The organism is Cupriavidus oxalaticus (genome assembly GCF_016894385.1).
Taxonomy (GTDB): domain Bacteria; phylum Pseudomonadota; class Gammaproteobacteria; order Burkholderiales; family Burkholderiaceae; genus Cupriavidus; species Cupriavidus oxalaticus.
Genome location: NZ_CP069811.1, coordinates 1,579,395 through 1,597,463, shown reverse-complemented (window position 1 = coordinate 1,597,463; position 18,069 = coordinate 1,579,395). Strand labels below are relative to the sequence as shown.

Annotated in this window: 15 protein-coding genes and 1 pseudogene; 7 read left to right on the top strand and 9 right to left on the bottom strand. The window is 64.3% G+C overall.

Translation table 11 applies throughout. The annotated features are described in order from the left end of the window. Positions 1-20: 20 nt before the first annotated feature. From bcaP to JTE92_RS30610, 3 genes are all read right to left on the bottom strand, one after another. Positions 21-1,418: a branched-chain amino acid transporter BcaP gene (gene bcaP / locus JTE92_RS07020; protein ID WP_063239165.1), complete on the bottom strand. Its 1,398-nt coding sequence runs from the start codon at positions 1,416-1,418 to the stop codon at positions 21-23. A gap of 271 nt (positions 1,419-1,689) precedes the next feature. Beyond that, on the bottom strand, positions 1,690-2,784 hold the full coding sequence (locus JTE92_RS07015) for a branched-chain amino acid aminotransferase (protein ID WP_063239166.1): 1,095 nt from the start codon (positions 2,782-2,784) through the stop codon (positions 1,690-1,692). An 86-nt stretch (positions 2,785-2,870) separates the two neighbouring features. Beyond that, positions 2,871-3,002, bottom strand: coding sequence for a hypothetical protein (locus JTE92_RS30610; RefSeq protein ID WP_255286408.1), 132 nt, complete (start codon positions 3,000-3,002; stop codon positions 2,871-2,873). A 293-nt stretch (positions 3,003-3,295) separates the two neighbouring features. Here JTE92_RS30610 and JTE92_RS07010 point away from each other — a divergent pair, with 293 nt between their 5' ends. From JTE92_RS07010 to JTE92_RS06995, 4 genes are all read left to right on the top strand, one after another. Next, positions 3,296-3,799 carry a hypothetical protein gene (locus JTE92_RS07010; protein WP_063239167.1) on the top strand — a complete coding sequence of 168 codons (504 nt, stop codon included), beginning with the start codon at positions 3,296-3,298 and terminating at the stop codon, positions 3,797-3,799. A 149-nt stretch (positions 3,800-3,948) separates the two neighbouring features. Beyond that, a complete protein-coding gene (locus JTE92_RS07005; RefSeq protein WP_084254601.1) occupies positions 3,949-6,117 on the top strand; it encodes a copper-transporting P-type ATPase in 2,169 nt (722 codons plus the stop codon). A gap of 773 nt (positions 6,118-6,890) precedes the next feature. Continuing rightward, complete coding sequence (locus JTE92_RS07000) at positions 6,891-8,561, top strand: MASE1 domain-containing protein (protein ID WP_063239170.1); 1,671 nt, start codon at positions 6,891-6,893, stop codon at positions 8,559-8,561. Beyond that, a complete protein-coding gene (locus tag JTE92_RS06995) occupies positions 8,542-9,204 on the top strand; it encodes a response regulator (protein WP_084254602.1) in 663 nt (220 codons plus the stop codon). The genes JTE92_RS07000 and JTE92_RS06995 overlap by 20 nt, the downstream gene beginning before the upstream one ends. Positions 9,205-9,319: 115 nt before the next feature. On the opposite strand, the gene JTE92_RS30380 is transcribed toward JTE92_RS06995, so the two are convergent. The 6 genes and pseudogenes from JTE92_RS30380 to JTE92_RS06970 all read right to left on the bottom strand — a co-directional run bounded on the left by JTE92_RS30380 (position 9,320) and on the right by JTE92_RS06970 (position 14,327). Further along, a complete protein-coding gene (locus JTE92_RS30380; RefSeq protein WP_232353527.1) occupies positions 9,320-10,045 on the bottom strand; it encodes a 4-hydroxyphenylacetate 3-hydroxylase C-terminal domain-containing protein in 726 nt (241 codons plus the stop codon). A gap of 57 nt (positions 10,046-10,102) precedes the next feature. Then, positions 10,103-10,745 (bottom strand): annotated as a pseudogene (locus JTE92_RS30375) (4-hydroxyphenylacetate 3-hydroxylase N-terminal domain-containing protein); the annotation flags it as partial. A gap of 353 nt (positions 10,746-11,098) precedes the next feature. Continuing rightward, complete coding sequence (locus JTE92_RS06985) at positions 11,099-12,076, bottom strand: tripartite tricarboxylate transporter substrate binding protein (protein ID WP_063239171.1); 978 nt, start codon at positions 12,074-12,076, stop codon at positions 11,099-11,101. A gap of 134 nt (positions 12,077-12,210) precedes the next feature. Beyond that, complete coding sequence (locus JTE92_RS06980; protein ID WP_063239172.1) at positions 12,211-12,909, bottom strand: DsbA family oxidoreductase; 699 nt, start codon at positions 12,907-12,909, stop codon at positions 12,211-12,213. A gap of 59 nt (positions 12,910-12,968) precedes the next feature. Then, on the bottom strand, positions 12,969-13,172 hold the full coding sequence (locus tag JTE92_RS06975) for a DUF1289 domain-containing protein (protein WP_063239173.1): 204 nt from the start codon (positions 13,170-13,172) through the stop codon (positions 12,969-12,971). Between the two features lie 99 nt (positions 13,173-13,271). Continuing rightward, entirely contained in the window at positions 13,272-14,327 is a 1,056-nt protein-coding gene (locus JTE92_RS06970) for a beta-keto acid cleavage family enzyme (protein ID WP_063239174.1), read from the bottom strand. A gap of 269 nt (positions 14,328-14,596) precedes the next feature. On the opposite strand from JTE92_RS06970, the gene JTE92_RS06965 reads away from it, so the two are divergent. From JTE92_RS06965 to JTE92_RS06955, 3 genes are all read left to right on the top strand, one after another. Continuing rightward, complete coding sequence (locus JTE92_RS06965; protein WP_063239175.1) at positions 14,597-15,595, top strand: AraC family transcriptional regulator; 999 nt, start codon at positions 14,597-14,599, stop codon at positions 15,593-15,595. A gap of 243 nt (positions 15,596-15,838) precedes the next feature. Continuing rightward, complete coding sequence (locus JTE92_RS06960; RefSeq protein ID WP_063239176.1) at positions 15,839-16,303, top strand: MaoC family dehydratase; 465 nt, start codon at positions 15,839-15,841, stop codon at positions 16,301-16,303. A 45-nt stretch (positions 16,304-16,348) separates the two neighbouring features. Beyond that, positions 16,349-18,019 (top strand): alpha/beta fold hydrolase, encoded by a 1,671-nt coding sequence (locus JTE92_RS06955; protein WP_063239177.1) that lies wholly within the window; start codon positions 16,349-16,351, stop codon positions 18,017-18,019. The last annotated feature ends 50 nt before the right edge of the window (positions 18,020-18,069 follow it).

Below are 18,069 nucleotides of genomic sequence, written 5' to 3'. Positions count from 1 at the left end.
GCCAGGCAGAGATTTGCCTGCTACCTGGCGCCACCGTGCAGCACCGCGTTGCGGCGCGCGTACAGGAAGTAAATCGACAGCCCCAGCCCCAACCACACCAGGAAGGCGATCCACGTCAGCGCCTGCAGGTGCGCCATCAGGAACAGGCAGAAGCCGATCGCCAGCAGCGGCACCACCGGCACGCCCGGGCAGCGGAACGCGCGCGGCAGTTCGGGACGGGTCTTGCGCAGCACCAGCACCGCCACCGAGATCAGCGTAAAGGCCGCCAGCGTGCCGATATTGATCAGCTCGGCCAGCACGTTCAGCGGCACGAAGCCGGCGATCGCGGCAAAGACCAGGCCCACCGTCCAGGTGGCGAAGTACGGCGTCGCATGCACGGGATGCACCGACGACAGCCGCTCCGGCAACAGCCCGTCGCGCGACATGGCGAAGATCACGCGGGTCTGGCCGTAGGTCATCACCAGGATCACCGTGGTCATGCCCAGGATCGCGCCCAGGTCGACAAAGCCCGCCACCCAGTTCTGCCCGGCGTATTGCAGCGCCAGCGACACCGGGTGGTCGACGCCGGCAAAGCTGGCGAACGGCACGATGCCGGTCATGATCGCCGCCACCACGACATACAGCACCGTGCATACCGCCAGCGAGCCGATGATGCCGATCGGCAGGTCGCGGCGCGGGTTGCGCACTTCTTCGGCGGCCGAAGTCACGGCGTCGAAGCCGATGAAGGCGAAGAACACCAGCGCCGCCGCATTGAAGATGCCGCTGAAGCCAAACGGCGCGAACGGCGCCCAGTTGGCCGGCTGCACGTGCCAGACGCCGACCGCGATAAACAGCAGCACCACGCCGATCTTCACGGCCACCATCAGGTTGTTCACGCGCGCGGATTCGCGCACGCCGTAGGACACGACCCAGGTGATCGCCAGCATGATCAGGCAGGCCGGCAGGTTGATCATGGTCTCCACGCCCGGCACCGATCCCGGCGCGGCAGTCAGCGCCGCCGGCAGCTTCAGCCCGAAGCCCGCCATCAGCGACTGGAAGTAGCCCGACCAGCCCACCGACACCGCCGAGGTGGCCAGCCCGTACTCCAGCAGCAGGTCCCAGCCGATCATCCACGCGACGATCTCGCCGAGCGTGGCATAGCTGTACGTGTAGATCGATCCCGATACCGGGATGGCCGAGGCAAACTCCGCGTAGCACAACGCGGCAAAGCCGCACGCCAGCGCGGCGATGACGAAGGACACCGTCAGCGCCGGCCCGGCGGTCAGCGCGCCGGTGCCGGTCAGCACGAAAATGCCGGTGCCGATGATGGCGCCGATGCCCATCAGCACGAGGTCCACCGGACCCAACACCTTCTTCAGGCCGCCAACGTGGCTGTCCGCCAGCATGGCGTCAATGTCCTTGGTTCGGAACAAGCTCATATAGGGATCTCCTGTATGTGTTGCCGCGCGATCGCACGGATCCGCGCCGGAGATGGCGACGAGTCATGCGGGCGAGATGGCATCCGGGCAGCGTGCTGCCGGGTAGACGGCACGGCTTGCCGGCACGCAGGTCGCGCACCGGCCCCGGTATTTGTTGGAACTAACCGGACCGCCCAGGTGGGCGGGGAGGGGAACAGACGTCAAACCGAATCAACGCGACGCGCACTGTCCTCCGATTCCTCGCACGCCGCCGATGTCAAGCACGCCGGTCTCAATCGACGTGATGCACCCATCCGAACGGGTCGGCGATATTGCCGCGCTGGATGCCGGTCAGCAACGAACGGAGGCGTTGCGTGACTTCGCCTTCCCCACCATTGCCGATGGTGAATTCCCCACCAGCGTGACGCACCTGGCCGATGGCGGTGACGACCGCGGCCGTGCCGCAGGCGAAGGTTTCCTTGACCCGGCCACTGGCTGCATCCGTGCGCCACGACTCGAAGTCGTATGGTGTTTCGTTGACCGGAATACCCTCGTGCCGGGCCAGTTCGATGATCGAAGCCCGGGTAATGCCCGGCAGGATGGTCCCTGTCAATGGGGGCGTGCGCAGGGAGCCGTCATCCATCACGAAAAACACATTCATGCCGCCGAGCTCCTCGATCCAGCGGTGCTCCGCCGCGTCAAGGAACATCACCTGGTCGCAGCCCTTGGCCGAGGCCTCGGTCTGCGCGATCAGGCTGGCCGCGTAGTTGCCGCCGCACTTGGCCGCGCCGGTGCCGCCAGGGGCCGCGCGGGTGTATTGATCCGAAACCCATATGGTCACCGCCGACTTGCCGGCCTTGAAATACGGGCCGACCGGGCATGCGATCACGCAAAATATATATTCGGCCGCCGCGCGCACGCCGAGAAAACTCTCCGAGGCGAACATGAATGGGCGCAGGTAGAGGCTACCCTCGCTACCTGGAATCCAGGCGCGGTCAATATCGACGAGCGCTTCCACGGCTTGCAGGAATGTCGCCTCGGGCAGGTCGGCCATCGACATGCGGGCAGCGGAGGCGCGAAAACGCCTTGCGTTCTGCTGGGGCCGGAACAGCGAGATCTTGCCGTCCTCGCCGCGGTATGCCTTCATGCCCTCGAAGATTTCCTGCGCGTAGTGCAGTACTGCGCAGGCGGGATCGATCTGGAAAGGACGGCGCGCTTCGACCCTGGCGTCATGCCAGCCGCGACCCTCGGCCCAACGGATCGTGACCATGTGATCTGTGAAAACGCGTCCGAAGGCCGGATTTGCCAGCTTGGCAGCGATCTCATCGGCGGGAGTGGGGCCGGGGTGAGGCTCTACAACGAACTGCAAATGATGTTCCATGCTCATTTTTCAGTGTTCCGAGGATGTTGGGCCATTATGACCCTGGCCGCCGCGATGATGCCACCGGGGCGGTGCCTTGCAAGGGTGGAGAGCTACTCGCCAGGAAACGGCGCGCCGTCGCGCGAGCCGCGGTAGCAGACACGGTCTTTCTCGAGGGGGGACTTGCCGTCCAGGCCGGCGTTGGCCAGGGCCTCGCGCAGGTTGGCAGGCAGTGCGGCATTCACGATGTTTGTCTCCGGATGCTTTTTTTGTCCAGAGGAGTGTAGGAAGCGTCCGCGTCATCGTAAATTCAAGAATTCCAACATCTGGTATCTTCAAAACGAATAGCGGAGAGATGACACCGATCGGTTGTCTCTGGCCAGCCGTCGTCGATCGGATCGGTGCTGCTTACCGAGACGCATATGGACGCGTATGGCTCCGCTGCCTTGTTGATGCACATCAACTGCTCAAGAGGGTCATGACATACCCTTGCTAAGGGGCAATTCGGCTCCATCGTAACCAGCAAAGGAAAATCATCATGGCGAAGAACCGGTGCGCTTCCCTCCTTGTTGCGCTCGCCGCGGTGGCCTGGGCACCGCTGGCGTTCTCGGCACCACCTGCTCACGACCATAATCACGCCTCGCAGCGCCCCAGGGCATCTGCGCAAGCGCCCAAGGGAAACGCTGAAATTGACGCCCAGATTGCCCATTTGCGCGCAATTCGTGAGCGGTTGTCGCGGGCCAATACCCCGGAGGAGCGCCAAGCGCTCATGGCCGAACGAGCGAAGGTGATGCAGGAAGCCATGGCCACGATGCACAAGACCAGCGGAATGGCTGGCCCAGGCGGGATGCACTCGGCCACGGGCACAAGCAAGGCCACGGCCGCGCAGATGGGGATGTGTCACGACATGACGGGGCAACACATGGCCCTTATGCAGGAAATGATGCACGTGATGATGGACACTCAGGCGATGGGCGGCATGGGCATGGGCGGCATGGGCATGGGCGGCATGGGGATGGGCGGCGGCATGATGAGCAAATAGAGGCCGAGCTCCGCCGCGCCTGGCGGCCATTAAGTTGGTCCGAGCGCGGCAGTTCGGCGGAGCAAAGCCGTTTTCCTTGCAAGCGGGGCCAGATTTCACATGTTCTGAGTTATTGATCTTGACCTTCCTATCGTGGTAAGGCTTACGTTATGGCAGTAGTGGAACCGGAGGGGTATGTCAAGCCGGCTGCGGAAGCTCCCGCAGAACCGGTGCCAGCGGGCACGATATACACATGCCCGATGCATCCGGAAGTCCGTCAGGACCACCCGGGCAACTGCCCGAAGTGCGGCATGGCGCTCGAACCGTTGATGCCAGGGCTGGATGAAGAGGAGAGTCCGGAGCTCACGGACTTCCGCCGCCGATTCTGGTGGACATTGCCGCTCACGGTCGTTGCCTTCATTCTGGCCATGTTTGGTCACCGGCTGGGTTGGATGGAGGCCACTACACAGAGCTGGGTGGAGCTGGTGCTGGCTACCCCCGTGGTGTTGTGGGCGGGCTTGCCGTTCTTCGAGCGCTGCGTCCAGTCGTTTGTCAACCGCAGCCCGAATATGTGGACGCTAATCGGCCTTGGTACCGGTGCAGCCTACATCTACAGCGTTATCGCGACTGTCGCGCCCGGCGTGTTCCCCGACGCATTCAGCGAGCATGGGCGAGTCGGTGTGTACTTCGAGGCTGCAGCGGTCATCATTTCTCTCACGCTGATGGGGCAGCTTCTCGAGCTCAAGGCTCGCTCCCAGACCTCGGCTGCCATCAGATCGTTGCTCGGCCTGGCGCCCAAGACTGCGCGCCGCATCAGACGGGACGGGACGGAGGAGGACGTTCCCCTGACACACGTTCACGTCGGGGATAGGCTGCGAGTCCGTCCAGGCGAGAAGGTACCTGTGGACGGCGTGATAACCGAAGGCTCGAGCTCACTCGACGAGTCGATGATTACAGGCGAGCCCATGCCGGTTACCAAACGGGTTGGCGAGCGTGTCATCGGTGCCACGATGAACACCACGGGCAGCTTGATCATCAAGTCCGAGAAGGTGGGCTCGCAGACCGTTCTGTCGCAGATAGTCCAGATGGTGGCGCAGGCCCAACGATCCAGAGCGCCCATGCAGCGCATGGCGGACAAGGTCTCCGGCGTGTTCGTACTTGTTGTCGTTGGCATTGCGCTGTTGACTTTCTTCGCCTGGGGATTCTTCGGGCCCGAGCCTGGCTGGGTCTACGGGCTCATCAATGCGGTCGCAGTGCTTATCATCGCTTGTCCCTGCGCGCTTGGTCTGGCCACGCCGATGTCAATCATGGTCGCGAGCGGAACGGGCGCTTCAAACGGGGTCCTGTTCAGGGATGCCGCGGCAATCGAGAATCTTCGGAAAGTGGACACGCTGATTGTCGATAAAACGGGCACCTTGACCGAGGGGCGGCCGGCATTCGAGCGCGCCATCGGGGTCAATGGATTCAGCGAGCAGGAGGTGCTGAGGCTGGCGGCAAGCCTCGACCAGGGGAGCGAGCACCCGCTGGCAGCCGCCATTGTCGCGGCCGCACGAGAGCGAAACCTGGCGCTTGAAAAGACCGAGAACTTCGAGTCCGGGACCGGCATTGGCGTGCGCGGCGTGGTGGGTGGTCGCAAGCTCGCCCTGGGCAATACGGTCTTGATGCAAACGGAGGGCATTTCGACTGATGTGCTGACCAAAGAGGCTGACGGGCTACGCGCCCAGGGCGCCAGCGTCATGCACCTGGCGGCTGACGGAGCGCTTGCGGGAATCCTGGCTGTCTCTGACCCGGTGAAGTCCACCACGCCTGAAGCCCTCGCACGGCTTAGGGATGAGGGCATCCACGTGGTCATGGCAACCGGCGGCGGGGTGGCGACAGCCAGGGCCGTGGCGGCGAGGCTCGGCATTGATGAGTTTCACGGCGAAGTGAAGCCTGCGGACAAGTTGGCGCTGGTATCGAAGCTTCAGGCAGCGGGCAAGGTTGTCGCGATGGCTGGCGATGGCATCAACGACGCTCCGGCACTTGCCAAGGCGGATGTCGGCATTGCGATGGGAACCGGCACGGACGTTGCCATGAACAGTGCCCAGGTGACCCTTGTGAAAGGGGACCTGCGTGGCATCGCCCGGGCCCGGCGCTTGTCGGAGTCCACGATTCGGAATATGAAGCAGAATCTCGGCTTCGCCTTTGTCTACAACGCCTTGGGCGTTCCCCTGGCTGCCGGAGCCTTATACGCTTCTACCGGGATGTTGCTGTCCCCCATGATTGCCGCCCTGGCCATGAGCCTGAGTTCCGCTTCAGTGGTCTCGAACGCATTGCGGTTACGGAGGGCGAGGATTTGATGCAAAAAAATCCCCGACGCCGTTGCTCGGGGAAGATGCTGGTTCGGGGCCGCCGACATATGGCGGCCCCCACTATTTTCACTATAGAAAACGCATTGCGGCTTTCTGTAGTTGCTTACTTACCGTCTTCTACGAGCCCATCGCGGTTGGTGACTCTCGCGCCGTCAGTGAACACGTCGCGCCTGTCCATGACTCTCGCCCCATCTGTATAGACGTCGAACTTTGCGCTTCCATCTGAATATGGATCGCGCGGCCCCATGACGCTCGCGCCATCCGTGTACACATCTCGCGTCCCGATGCCGGCATAGGCCAGGCTGGAGCCAAGCGCCGCAGTCGCGCCAGCAAGCAGAATGAGTGTCTTTACCATTTCTTCACCTCCTACTTATGCGGTGGCAAGGGCCTGCAGCGAATCCTTTTCGCTCCAGTGCGAGGGCATATCTTCATACGACTGCAATGTATGCCCTGGTGGCAGGTTGATGAATAGGGCATGTTGCCGAAAAGCGGCTAGGGGAACGCCCTATTCGAAAGGCGGTCAGGAACTATCGAATTCATTGAAGAACACTTACCCGCGCAGCGGCGTTCTGACATAGATTCGTAGGAGGGCATTGCATCACCAGTGGACCTGTCCAGCTGCGCGTTGCACGGATTCGGTGCAAATTCGTGATTTTTTACAAATTTGGGCATATTAGTTTTCCAAAGAATCTTGTCATTTCGGCTGGCGCTGGACATGGCGTGGGTGCCCGAGTCTGTCGCGAGAGTTTGAGAATCGAACAATGGCAATCATTCTGCACAAGCCAGGGCTCAACCGCTTCATTCAAACCGGGCTTGTCGCATTGGCGTATTTTGCAGGTGCAAAGCTGGGGCTTGCTTATGCGGTAGTGGGCGGCGCGGTGTCCCTGGTCTGGCCATCCAGCGGTATCGCCCTCGTTGCGCTGCTCACAATGGGCTCCGGCGTCGCCCCCGGCGTTGCCATTGGTTCGCTGCTGGCCAACATGTCGGTGGGCGTGCCTGCGCATGTCGCCGCGGTGATCGGCCTCGGCGCAGCGGGAGCCGCCTTGACTGCAACATGGTTGCTGAAGCGCGTCGCGGGGTTCCAGGTGTCGCTCGACCGCATCCGGGACGTCCTGGCCTTCATTATCCTGGCGGCGACGCTCGGCTCGGCGCTGAGCGCGTTGATTGGCGCCACCGCCCTCTGGGGTGGAGGGCTGCTGTTAGTCGAGGAATACGGCGACGCCTTTCTGAAATGGTGGCTCGGCGACATGATGGGGGTGCTGGTGGTGGCTCCGCCGCTGCTCAACCTGCTCACCTATCCGAGCCCTGTCCGTTCGGCGAGGCAAGCCGTGGAATCGTGTGGGCTGGCGGTGGGGATCCTGTGGGTGGGCTACCTGATCTTCGGCGCGCCGCAGCTTGCGGGGCACGGCTACTATCCTGCGGCCATGGCGATCTTTCCGTTTATTATCTGGGCCGCCCTGCGCTTCGATCATCTTGGCACCAGCCTCGCGACCTTGCTGGTCTCGATCATCGCCGTTCGGGGCACCACGCACGGCACCGGTCCCTTTGCCGCGGAATCCCCGGTGGATAGCCTCGTACGATGGTGTGCGTTCGCGAACGTGATGGCGATCACCGGGCTGCTGCTGGTGGCGGCACATGCCCGGCAGAAACGCTTTCATCGTCTCCTGGTGGCATCCCACAAGGAGCTCGAACGGCGCGTGCAAGAGCGAACGCAGGAGCTGGAGCGGGCCAACGACGAACTGAAGCAGGAGATGGAAACGCGCCGCCGGCTGGAGTCAGAACTGATCCGGATCGGCGATCACCAGCAGAGGCTCATCGGCCGGGAACTGCATGACGGTCTCGGGCAGCACCTTACCAGCCTGGGCTTCCACTGCGCCACCTTGAGCCGGCGACTGCAGAAGCAGGGGAACCCGGCAGCCGCGGATGCGGCTACCGTTGTCGAACTGGTGAAACAGGCGTCGCTGATGACGCGCAGGATTGCCCATGGCCTGGATCCCGTCACCATGGAGTCCGGTGACCTCTCGATTGCCCTGCAAGGCCTGGCAGAAACGACACGCTCCCTGAACGGCATTGGCTGCACGCTTCGCATCGCATCAAATGTGGATTTGCCGGATCCGCCGATGCAGACCAACCTTTACCGTGCGGCACAGGAAGCCGTCAATAACGCACTGAAGTACAGCCATGGCAGCCATATCTGGATCGACCTGGAACGCGAAGGCGAGGTCCAGAGGCTTTCGATCAGTGACGATGGCGTGGGGATTGACCCGGACCAGATGGCACGTGCTTCGGGACTGGGACTTCATAACCTGCGTCACCGGGCAAGTCTGCTGGACGGCTCGTGCACGGTCACCCGCAATGCCATGGGTGGCACCACGGTTGCCATCAGCTATCCGATACCGGAGGATCCTGGCCATGCCAGAGATGCCATTTAGCCATGGCCCTGCAACCAGGGTCCTGATTGTCGACGACCACCCCATCATCCGGGAGGGACTGACCCATTTGCTGGTGCAAGAGGATCTGCACGTCTGCTGCGCGGCCGCCACGACGGAAGAAGCCCTGACGGCGATGGCGTGCCAGCCTGACATCGCCATTGTGGATCTCAGCCTGCAGTCGGACTCCGGCCTGGATCTCATCAGGACGCTAAGGCAACGCCACCCGAACCTGGCAATACTCGTCCTCAGCATGCATGACGAAACCTTGTTTGCCGAACGCGCGTTGCGGGCAGGCGCCAATGGGTACCTGATGAAACTCGAGGCCGCGGAGGATGTCATGAGTGCCATCCGCGAGGTGCTGGCCGGCAATATCTACCTGAGCGCCGCGATGCATGCCAGGCTGGCGCGGGCGCTGGCGGTCCCCAGAAAAACCCCGGCGGGCTCGGTCGCGTGTCTTTCCGAACGGGAGTTCGAGGTCCTGCATCTGATCGGACTCGGCTTCAGCACTCGCGAGATCGCCATGAAGCTGAACCGGAGCGTCAAGACCATCGAGGCGCATCAGGCGAACATCAAGGAGAAGCTGGATATCTCCAGCGGCAAGGAATTGATACGCTTTGCGATCCAGTGGCTCGAGAGTGAGTAGGGGGCGTAGGGGGCGTGGGGGGTAGGGGGAGTAGCCGAGGTCGGGGGCTTTCTCGGCGGCGCGCTCTCGGAAAAATGCATGGGTGTGGCGGCGGTCCCCCTAGCCGGCATACCAGCTAGAGCGGATGAGATCGACGCGATAGCAGGTTCACGTCATCAGGGTTGATCAAGTCCGGGACAGTCCAGCCGTTCAGGTCATACTCGTCCATCGCCGAGCGCGCAAAAGCCTTCATGCGGTCGAGATCGCCACTGCACTGGGCGCCAGACAGATTGGTCAAGCGCGTGGAGTCGCTGCTACCGATGTAATTGATCTCGTAAAGCTCATGGCGCCCACCGAACTCGGTGCCGATGGCATCCCACAGCATTTTCATCACCTTCACACGCTCCTCGGCTTCGGCGCCGCCAGAGCCGCGTAGATACTTGTCCAGGTGAACACGGATTTCCGGCACGTTAAAGTCGCAGGCATGCGAGTTAACGTAGATCAGCCCACTCGCCACGATCTGCTCGATAATATTCCGCACTCGCGGCAGCGCTTCCTGGTTCAGCACGCGATACGCACCGGCAAAATGCGGATCAGGGCGGACATGGCCATGCCACGACACGTTACTTTTGGCCATGGCATCCGACAGGGCCCAGAACGCGTTACGCCAGGCGATGACCTCGCCGAGCTGGACCTGCACGCCGTGATAGCTGCGGGTGCCCGTGATTTCCAGCGCTCGCGCGAGCAGGCCGACGATAAAGTCCAGCTTGACCGCAACACGCGTGCAGCCGTGCAGTGACGCGCGCTCAAGGAAGCCGGAGCCTGACTGGAGTGTGGCATCCGGCGCCACTTCGCCGTGCATCAGGATGTTTTCCCAAGGCACGAAAACATTGTCCAGCACAAGGATCGCGTCGTTCTCGTCCAGGCGCGACGACAGCGGGTAGTCGAACGGGCTGCCCAGCGCCGCTGCCCGGTATTCGTTCGAGGCGCGACATAGTAGCTTCAGCCCCGGCGTGTTGGTGGCCACGATGAATTTAGGGCCACGCGCCGGTGTGGCGTCAACATTCGCCACGTATGTGTAGTGGGTCAGCGCCGAGCCGGTTGCCACTACCTTGGCGCCGCTCACATAGATGCCGGCATCGTCTTCGCGGATCACGCGCACGTAGACATCTGACGTGGCAGTCGGCGGCAGTTCGCGGTCCACCGGCGGATTGACGACGGCATGTCCCAGATACCAGGTTTTCTCCTGAGCCTTGCGGTACCAGCTCCGGGCATTTTCCTCATACTCCCTATAGAACTCGGCATTCGCGCCGAGCGTAGCGAGGAAGGCGCCCTTGTAGTCCGGGGAGCGTCCCATCCAGCCCCAGGCGCATCGCTGCCAGCACGCAATGGCATCGCGCTGCGATCCGTGCGGAATTGCGAAATGCCGGATGGTTGGCGACATTGCCTACCCGCTCGCCGTAAATCCACACCTCCCGCCCATCATCCAGGCTATCCAGATACTCTTGGCCTGTGAACGGAATGCAGGCGCGGCTATGGATGCTTCGCAGGTCGTCAAACATTTGTTGGTCTTCTGCGACAGAGTTGCCGGTCCGGTCTTATTGCCGGGACGTTGGACAGGGGAGCGGTTGCTCCAGAAGTCCTAAGCTGTCTGCACGATACATTGCTGCGCTGTGAAAGGCACCGGGCGTTCGTGCGCTGGCTAACGCAAAAACCATGTCTGCATGCCGCTGCAACTGGCCATGGACCCATGCTCACCAGTCCGCACTGGCGCCGATTGTTGCAGGCGTCGAGCGCCAGCCGAGCAAGCTCCGGCGCTCGACAGTTCCTCGAGCGCCGTGCCGGCGCCAACTTCCAGGACTTGCGACCTCGGGCGGTACACAGGCGGGCAAGCCGCCGGAACGGAAGCGCCCGATCAGGGCTGGATATTGAACGCCTTCACAATCGCGCCATTGCGCTCGAATTCCTCGTGCAGCGACTGTCCAAGCTGCTGCAACGTCTGCGCCGGCATCGGCTCATAGCTCAGCGCCTGCATCCGCTCCTGCACCTTCGGCGTTGCCGCGGCCTTGTAGGTGGCGGTGTGGATCTTCTGCGCCAGTTCGGCGGGCACGCGCGCGGAGGCGATTACGCCCACCCAGTTGCTGAACTCGACATCCGGATAGCCCAGTTCCGCGAAGGTCGGCACCTGCGGCAGCAGCGGCGAGCGGCTTTTCGACGCCACGGCGTACGGCTGCAGCTTGCCCGCCTTGATCATCGGCAGCGAGGTCACCATCCCGTCGTACATCACGGCGATCTGGCCGCCCATCACCTGCGTCAGCGCCGGCGCCGAGCCGGCGAACGGCACGTGCTGCAGGTCCATGCCGGACTTCTGGTTCACGATCACGCCTGCATAGTGTGACGCCGTGCCGGCGCTGTAGGAAGCAAAGCTGAGCTTGCCGGGGTTGGCACGCGCATAGCTCACCAGGCCGTTGAAATCCTTGGCAGGCAGCGTGGGCGAGCCCACCAGCAGCAGCCGCGACCGCGCCACCGCGGCCAGCGGACGGATGTCCTTCATCGTGTTGTAGGGGGTCTTCAGCACGTGCGGCACTTCGGTCAGCACGTTGGTCGCGGTCACCATGATGGTCTGGCCGTCGGGCGGTGCGGCCAGCATCGCGCTGATCGCGATGCCGCCGCCGGCGCCCGGCTTGTTGTCAACCACCACGGGTGTGCCGAGGTCGGCCGAAAGCTGGTCGGCCAGCAGGCGCGCAATCACGTCCATGGTGCCGCCGGCAGGCGCCGGCACCAGCATGCGCACGGGCTTGCTGGTCCAGGCCATCGCGGCCGGCATCGCCAGTGCCAGCATGGCGGCAACCGCGGCGTGGCGGGCGCGGAACAGGGTGGGGCGGGTTGGCATGGTTGTCTCCGTTTAAAGATATGAGATGGAACTGGCCCATGCCAGCCTTCTTGCCGGGGTGGTCATGGGATCAGGTTGAAGAGATCGGGGGCGCGCGCCGGTTCGCGCTGGTGCGTGGTCCGGCGCAGGCAGATTCAGCCGGCCGCCAGCGTGGCGCGCTGCTGCGCGCGCGCCAGGGCCCGCTGCATGGCTTCGAGCAGCACGGCGGGCGGCCGCGCGCCTGACACGCTGTGCGTGCCGTTGAACACAAGATGGGGCACGCCGAAGCCGGCGCGCAGCGGGGGAGCCTCCGCGTCGTGCAGTGGCGGCAGCCAGTCCAGGTCCGGCTGGCCGGCGTTGGCGCCTGTCTCAGGCAATGCGATGCCGCATGCTGCCGCCGCGCGCCGCAGGACCTGCGGGTCGCCGATGTTCTCGCCGTGCATGAAGTAGCGCGTGAACAACTCGTCCAGCAGCGCCGGCGCGGCGCCGGCGCCGGCTTGCCTGACGGCGTGGCGTACCAGCCGGTGGGCCAGCAGCGTGCTGGGAAAGGTCTCGATGCGGTCCAGCGCCAGCGTGATGCCGGCGTCCAGTGCCGCGGCGCAGACCTGCGCCTGGCGCGCGGCCAGGGCCTCGGGGCCGCCCAGCCGCGCCAGGTAGAAATCGCGGTACGGCGTGCCCCCCGGCGGTGTGGCCGGAAGCAGTGGGTAAGAGTGCCAGTCGACCCGGACGGCAACGTTCGGGTGCGCCTGGCCGAGCCATGCGATGGCGGTTTCCAGGTGCTTCTTGCCGATCATGCACCAGGGGCAGATCAGGTCGAAGTAGGCATCGACCGTAAGCGTGGCGGGTTGGTTCATGGCAACAGCTTGATGACGCCCGCCGGCATATGCATGCCTTGGCGGCGGGCGATGGGGAATCAGGATGCGGACGCGGCTTGCGCGCGGCGCCAGGGCTGGCGGGCTGGCAGCTCGGCCAGCACCTCGGCGCGGCGGGCGTCGGTCATGCGGTCCCAGGTGCCGATTTCCAGCGGTGTCCTGCCGCAGCCCTGGCAGTACCTGCCGGCTACGTCGAGGCGGCAGATGTTGAGGCACGGGTTGGCGACGGCGGGGGCAGGGTTCATGACTTCAGCGGTGTCGTGGTTGGGTCGGCGCGGGGCCGGTGAACACCCGGCCGGTGGATGCCCGGCCGGGGTGGGGAGCCCGCGGCCAGGCGACATACGTCAGGCCGCGCGCAGCGGCAGGTTCTTCTGCCCGCTCTTGCGGTTGGGCGCCATGCCGTGTGCCGCCAGGGTTTCCTCGGCGCTGTCGTACCAGGTGCCGATGCGGTAGATCTCGCGCGCTTCCTTGCCCGAGGCGATCTCGCGGCCCAGTTCCCTGGCCACGCGCACGCATTGCTCGATCTGCTGCACCGAGGTCATGCGGTTGCCGTGCTGGTCGATGATGGTGTCCTCGATGCCGCAGCGCGGGTGCAGGCCCATCGCCATCGCCATCATGTTGAACGGCAGCACGTTCTTGAGCAGCGATTCCGCCGTCAGCGTGCAGCCATCCGGCGCGCGGTGGACGAAGTTGAAGAAGTTGAACGGGTTGGGGCCGTCGAAGCCGCCGCCGATGCCGATCCAGGTCAGGTTCAGCGGGCCCTTGTAGAGGCCGGCGCGCACCATGCGCTCCAGGGTTTCCAGCGCGTGGATGCCGGTCAGCTGGAAGTGCGGCTGGATGCCGGCATTGCTCAGGCGGCGCAGGTGTTCCTCGACCCAGCCCGGGCCGGCCGGCACGGTCATTTCACGGTAGGCCTGCTGGTAGGCCGGGTGCTCGAGCGACGTACCCTTCAGGTATTCCGGGTACAGCAGCTCCATGATGTTCATCTGCGTGGTATTGATCGCCACGGTCACCTGGTCCGGCTTCGGGTCCAGTTCGGCCAGCATGTGGCGGGTATCGTCCGACAGCCACTTGGCGGCCTGGCCGTCGTCTTCCGGCGCGAACGAGATCGAGCCGCCGACCTGGATGATCATGTCGGGCACGGCCTTGCGCACGCCGGCGATCAGTTCGTTGAACTTCGACAGGCGCTTGGAGCCCTTGCCGTCCAGTTCGCGCACGTGCAGGTGCAGCACGGTGGCGCCGGCGTTGTAGCAATCGACGGCCTTCTGCACCTGGTCTTCCATCGTCACCGGGATGTCTTCCGGAAAGTCCTGCGGCATCCACTCAGGGCCGTACGGGGCCACGGTGATGACCACCTTGTCCTGGTTCTCGGGGTGCAGGGAATCGTCGAGGAATTGCATGCTGTTGCTCCTGGGTGTTGTCGGCAGGCGGTCCGGCCAGAACACGCTGGTTCGCTGTCCGTCCGCCTGTTTTCATCGTCATTCGATGACCCGAAGTATCGGTCAACGGCATGAAACAATTTGACGATCCGGGACGATCGATTGACATTTCGGGACAGTCAGGGAAAACACGATGTGCGGGGCGCGGGCAACGTTGCACAGTGTCGGAGCGCTGGCGCAGACGCGCCGTCATTCCATAGTCCAGCTGCGGCACACGTGCCGGTTTTCAAGTGCATTGCCTGTCTCCCACCGTCCTCGTTTCCTTCGTCCACGGCTTCCTGCCCGGTGCCGATCCTGCGTTGATCGCGCAGCTGGCAGCGCGCTCGGGCATTGCGGCGGCGCTGATGAACGAGCCGGCGGCGCGCGTGACGCAGGAACAGTTCTCGACCTTGTACCGGCTGCTGGCGCACGAGCTCGACGATGAAATGCCCGGCATTTTCAGCCGCCCGCTGCGCAACGGCACGCTCAAGTACCTTTGCCTGAGCTTGCTGGATGCGCCACGGCTTGAAGTGGCACTGCATCGCTTCGGGCAATTCTTCCGCTTGCTGCTGGACGAGTTCCGCGTGGAGTCGCGGCGCGAAGGCAATGCCGCGCATGTGGAACTGGTGGAGGCCGCAGCGGGTCCGGCGGTGGGCCCGATGGCGCGCGAGCTGATGCTGAAGCTGGTGCATGGCGTGGCGTCATGGCTGATCCGCCACAAGATCCCGCTGCAGGCGGTGCAGCTGCCGTCAGGGCGGCGGGCGCAGGCAAGCGACCACCTGTACCTGTTTCCCGGCCCGGTGCATTTCGGCTGCGAGCGCGGCAGCATTGTCTTCGACGCGGCCTTCCTCGACATGCCGGTGCGGCAACGCAAGGCCGATCTTGAAAAATTCCTGGCACGCGCGCCCGAGGACTGGATCTTCGTCACGTTCGCCGAGCCGATGACCTGTCATCGCGTCAGGCAGTACGTAGCGGATTGCCTGCCCGTCGCGCCGACCATCGAAGCCGTGGCCGCGGCGCTGCACTGCTCCGTGCGCACGCTGTGCCGCCGGCTGTCCGCGGAAGGCACCACCTTCCAGGCGATCAAGGACGGCGTGCGGCGCGACATCGCCATCCAGCGGCTGACGCGCTCCAATGATGCGATCACGGCCATTGCCTTCGACGTGGGCTTCGACAATCCCACGGCCTTCCATCGGGCCTTCCGGCACTGGACCGGCAGCACGCCCAACGCCTATCGCCGCGCACCGTAGCGTCTCACCCCGGACTGGCAATGCCGGCCGCATGACTGACAAATCGTGCCATCCCGCGAGGACCCGGCTGCGCTTTGCGCGCACGCCGCGCCAGCGCCATGCAAAGCGGCATGCATTGTCAGCGATTGGGCAGGTTTGGGTAGCCAGTTTTGTGCGCCGCACCACTACGATGCGGCAGACAAACGAACATGCGTGCGTCCGACACGGTCGGCGGGCACGGGAAACCAGTAAGCAAGGAAGCATATGGCAATTGAAGGCTACAGCATGGGCACGCTCGGCGCATTCGTCGGCAAGGAGCTCGGCGTTTCGGCGTGGGTGGAAGTGGACCAGGCGCGCATCGATGCATTCGCGCAATGCACCGGAGACCACCAGTGGATCCACGTGGACGTGGAGCGCGCGCGCAGGGAAAGCCCGTTCGGCGGCACCATCGCCCACGGCTATCTGACGCTGTCGCTGCTGGCCGGGAAGCTGGTCGAGATGGGCGTGGTGCCCGGGGATGCGCGCGCCGCCGTCAACTACGGCGTGGAGAAGACGCGCTTCCTGGCGCCGGTGAAGGCGGGCGTGCGCGTGCGCAATCGCGTCAGGCTGATGTCGGCAGACAGCAAGGGCGATGGCCGCGTGCTGCTGCGCACGGAGAACACGATGGAGATCGAGGGCGAAGCCAAGCCGGCCATGGTGGCCGAAGCCCTGGCGCTGGTGATGGCGTAAAGCGGCAACAGCAGAAGCAGTAAAGAAAGAGACAGGAGAAGCAGTATGACGAGTGCAGCCAACATGGAGGCGCCAACCGATTTTCTGGCAGGACCCAATCCGTTTGTGGGGATCCGTCCCGAGGATTTCATCACGGCCGCCCAGCAGATCGGCGCGCAGTGCGTGCAGGAGCCGGTGCTGGTGCTCGAGCAGCAGGCACGGCTCACCCATGACCTGGTCAGCGTGCTGGACGGCTCGGCACCGATGCCGTCGGCGCGCGACCGCAGGTTCGGCGACGATGCCTGGCGCGAAAATCCGCTGTTCCGCATGTCGCTGCAGGGCTACCAGGCGTGGCGCGATGCGCTCGAGGGCACGGTGCGCCGTTCGGTGATGGACCCGCGCAGCAAGCATCGCGCGCAATACTTCATGTCGCTGCTGGCCGACGCGCTGGCGCCGACCAACACCCTGGCGGGCAACCCGGCAGCGCTGCGCAAGACCTTCGAGTCATGCGGCATGAACCTGGTCAGCGGCCTGTTCAACCTGGCCAGCGATGTCCTGACCAACGGCGGCATGCCCACGCAGGTCGACAAGGGCGCATTCAGCGTCGGCGGGAACCTGGCGGCCACGCCGGGCTCGGTGGTGTTTCGCAACGAGGTGCTGGAACTGATCCAGTACGCCCCGACCACCGCGAAAGTGCATGCCCGGCCCCAGCTGATCGTGCCGCCGCAGGTCAACAAGTTCTACGTATTCGACCTGGCGCCGGGCAAGAGCATGGTGGAGTACATGCTGGGGCAGGGCCTGCAGGTGTTCATTGTCAGCTGGCGCAATCCGACCGCGGCGCAGCGCGACTGGAACCTCGATACCTATGTCGGCGCGCTGGTCGAGGCGATCCATGCGATACGCGATATCACCGGCAGTGCCGACGTCAACCTGCATGGCGCCTGCTCCGGCGCGATGACGATGGCGGCGCTGCTGGGCTATTGCGCGGCCAGTGGCGAGAAGCTCGTGCACGCCGTCACGCTGATGGTGGCGGTGTTCGGCCTCGATGCCGAGTCGCAGCTCGGGCTGTTCAGCACGCCCGAGGCGGTCACGGCGGCGCGGCACGGCAGCGCGACGCGCGGCGTGCTCGACGGCGAGACGCTGGGCCGGGTCTTTGCGTGGCTGCGGCCCAACGACCTGGTGTGGAACTACTGGGTCAACAACTACCTGCTCGGCAATGCGCCGCCGGCGTTCGACGTCCTCTACTGGAACAACGACACCACGCGCCTGCCGGCCGGCCTGCATGGCCAGTTCCTGGACATGCTGACGCTGAACCAGCTCGCCACGCCTGGCGCGCTGCAGGTGCTCGGCCACGCCATTTCGCTGTCCGACGTGACCTGCGACAAGTACGTGCTGGCCGGCATGACCGACCACATCACGCCGTGGAAGGCGGTTTATCGCTCCGCGCAGGCGTTCGGCGGGCGCACCGAGTTCGTGCTGAGTTCCAGCGGCCATGTGCAAAGCCTGGTCAATCCACCCGGCAATGCCAAGGCCAGGTATTTCCGCAACGGCACGCCCGATGCGGTGCCCGAGACCTGGCTGGAAGGCGCTACCGCCGAGCAGGGCTCATGGTGGGAACACTGGACCCAGTGGCTGAAAAAGCGCTCGGGCCCCAAGCGCAACGCGCCCGCGGCGCCTGGCAGCCTGCGCTTCGCGCCCTGCGGCGAAGCACCGGGCCGCTATGTGAGCGAGGCGTAGCGCGCACGGCGCAACGCCACAACACTGCAATCTGAATTTTTTCAACCCAA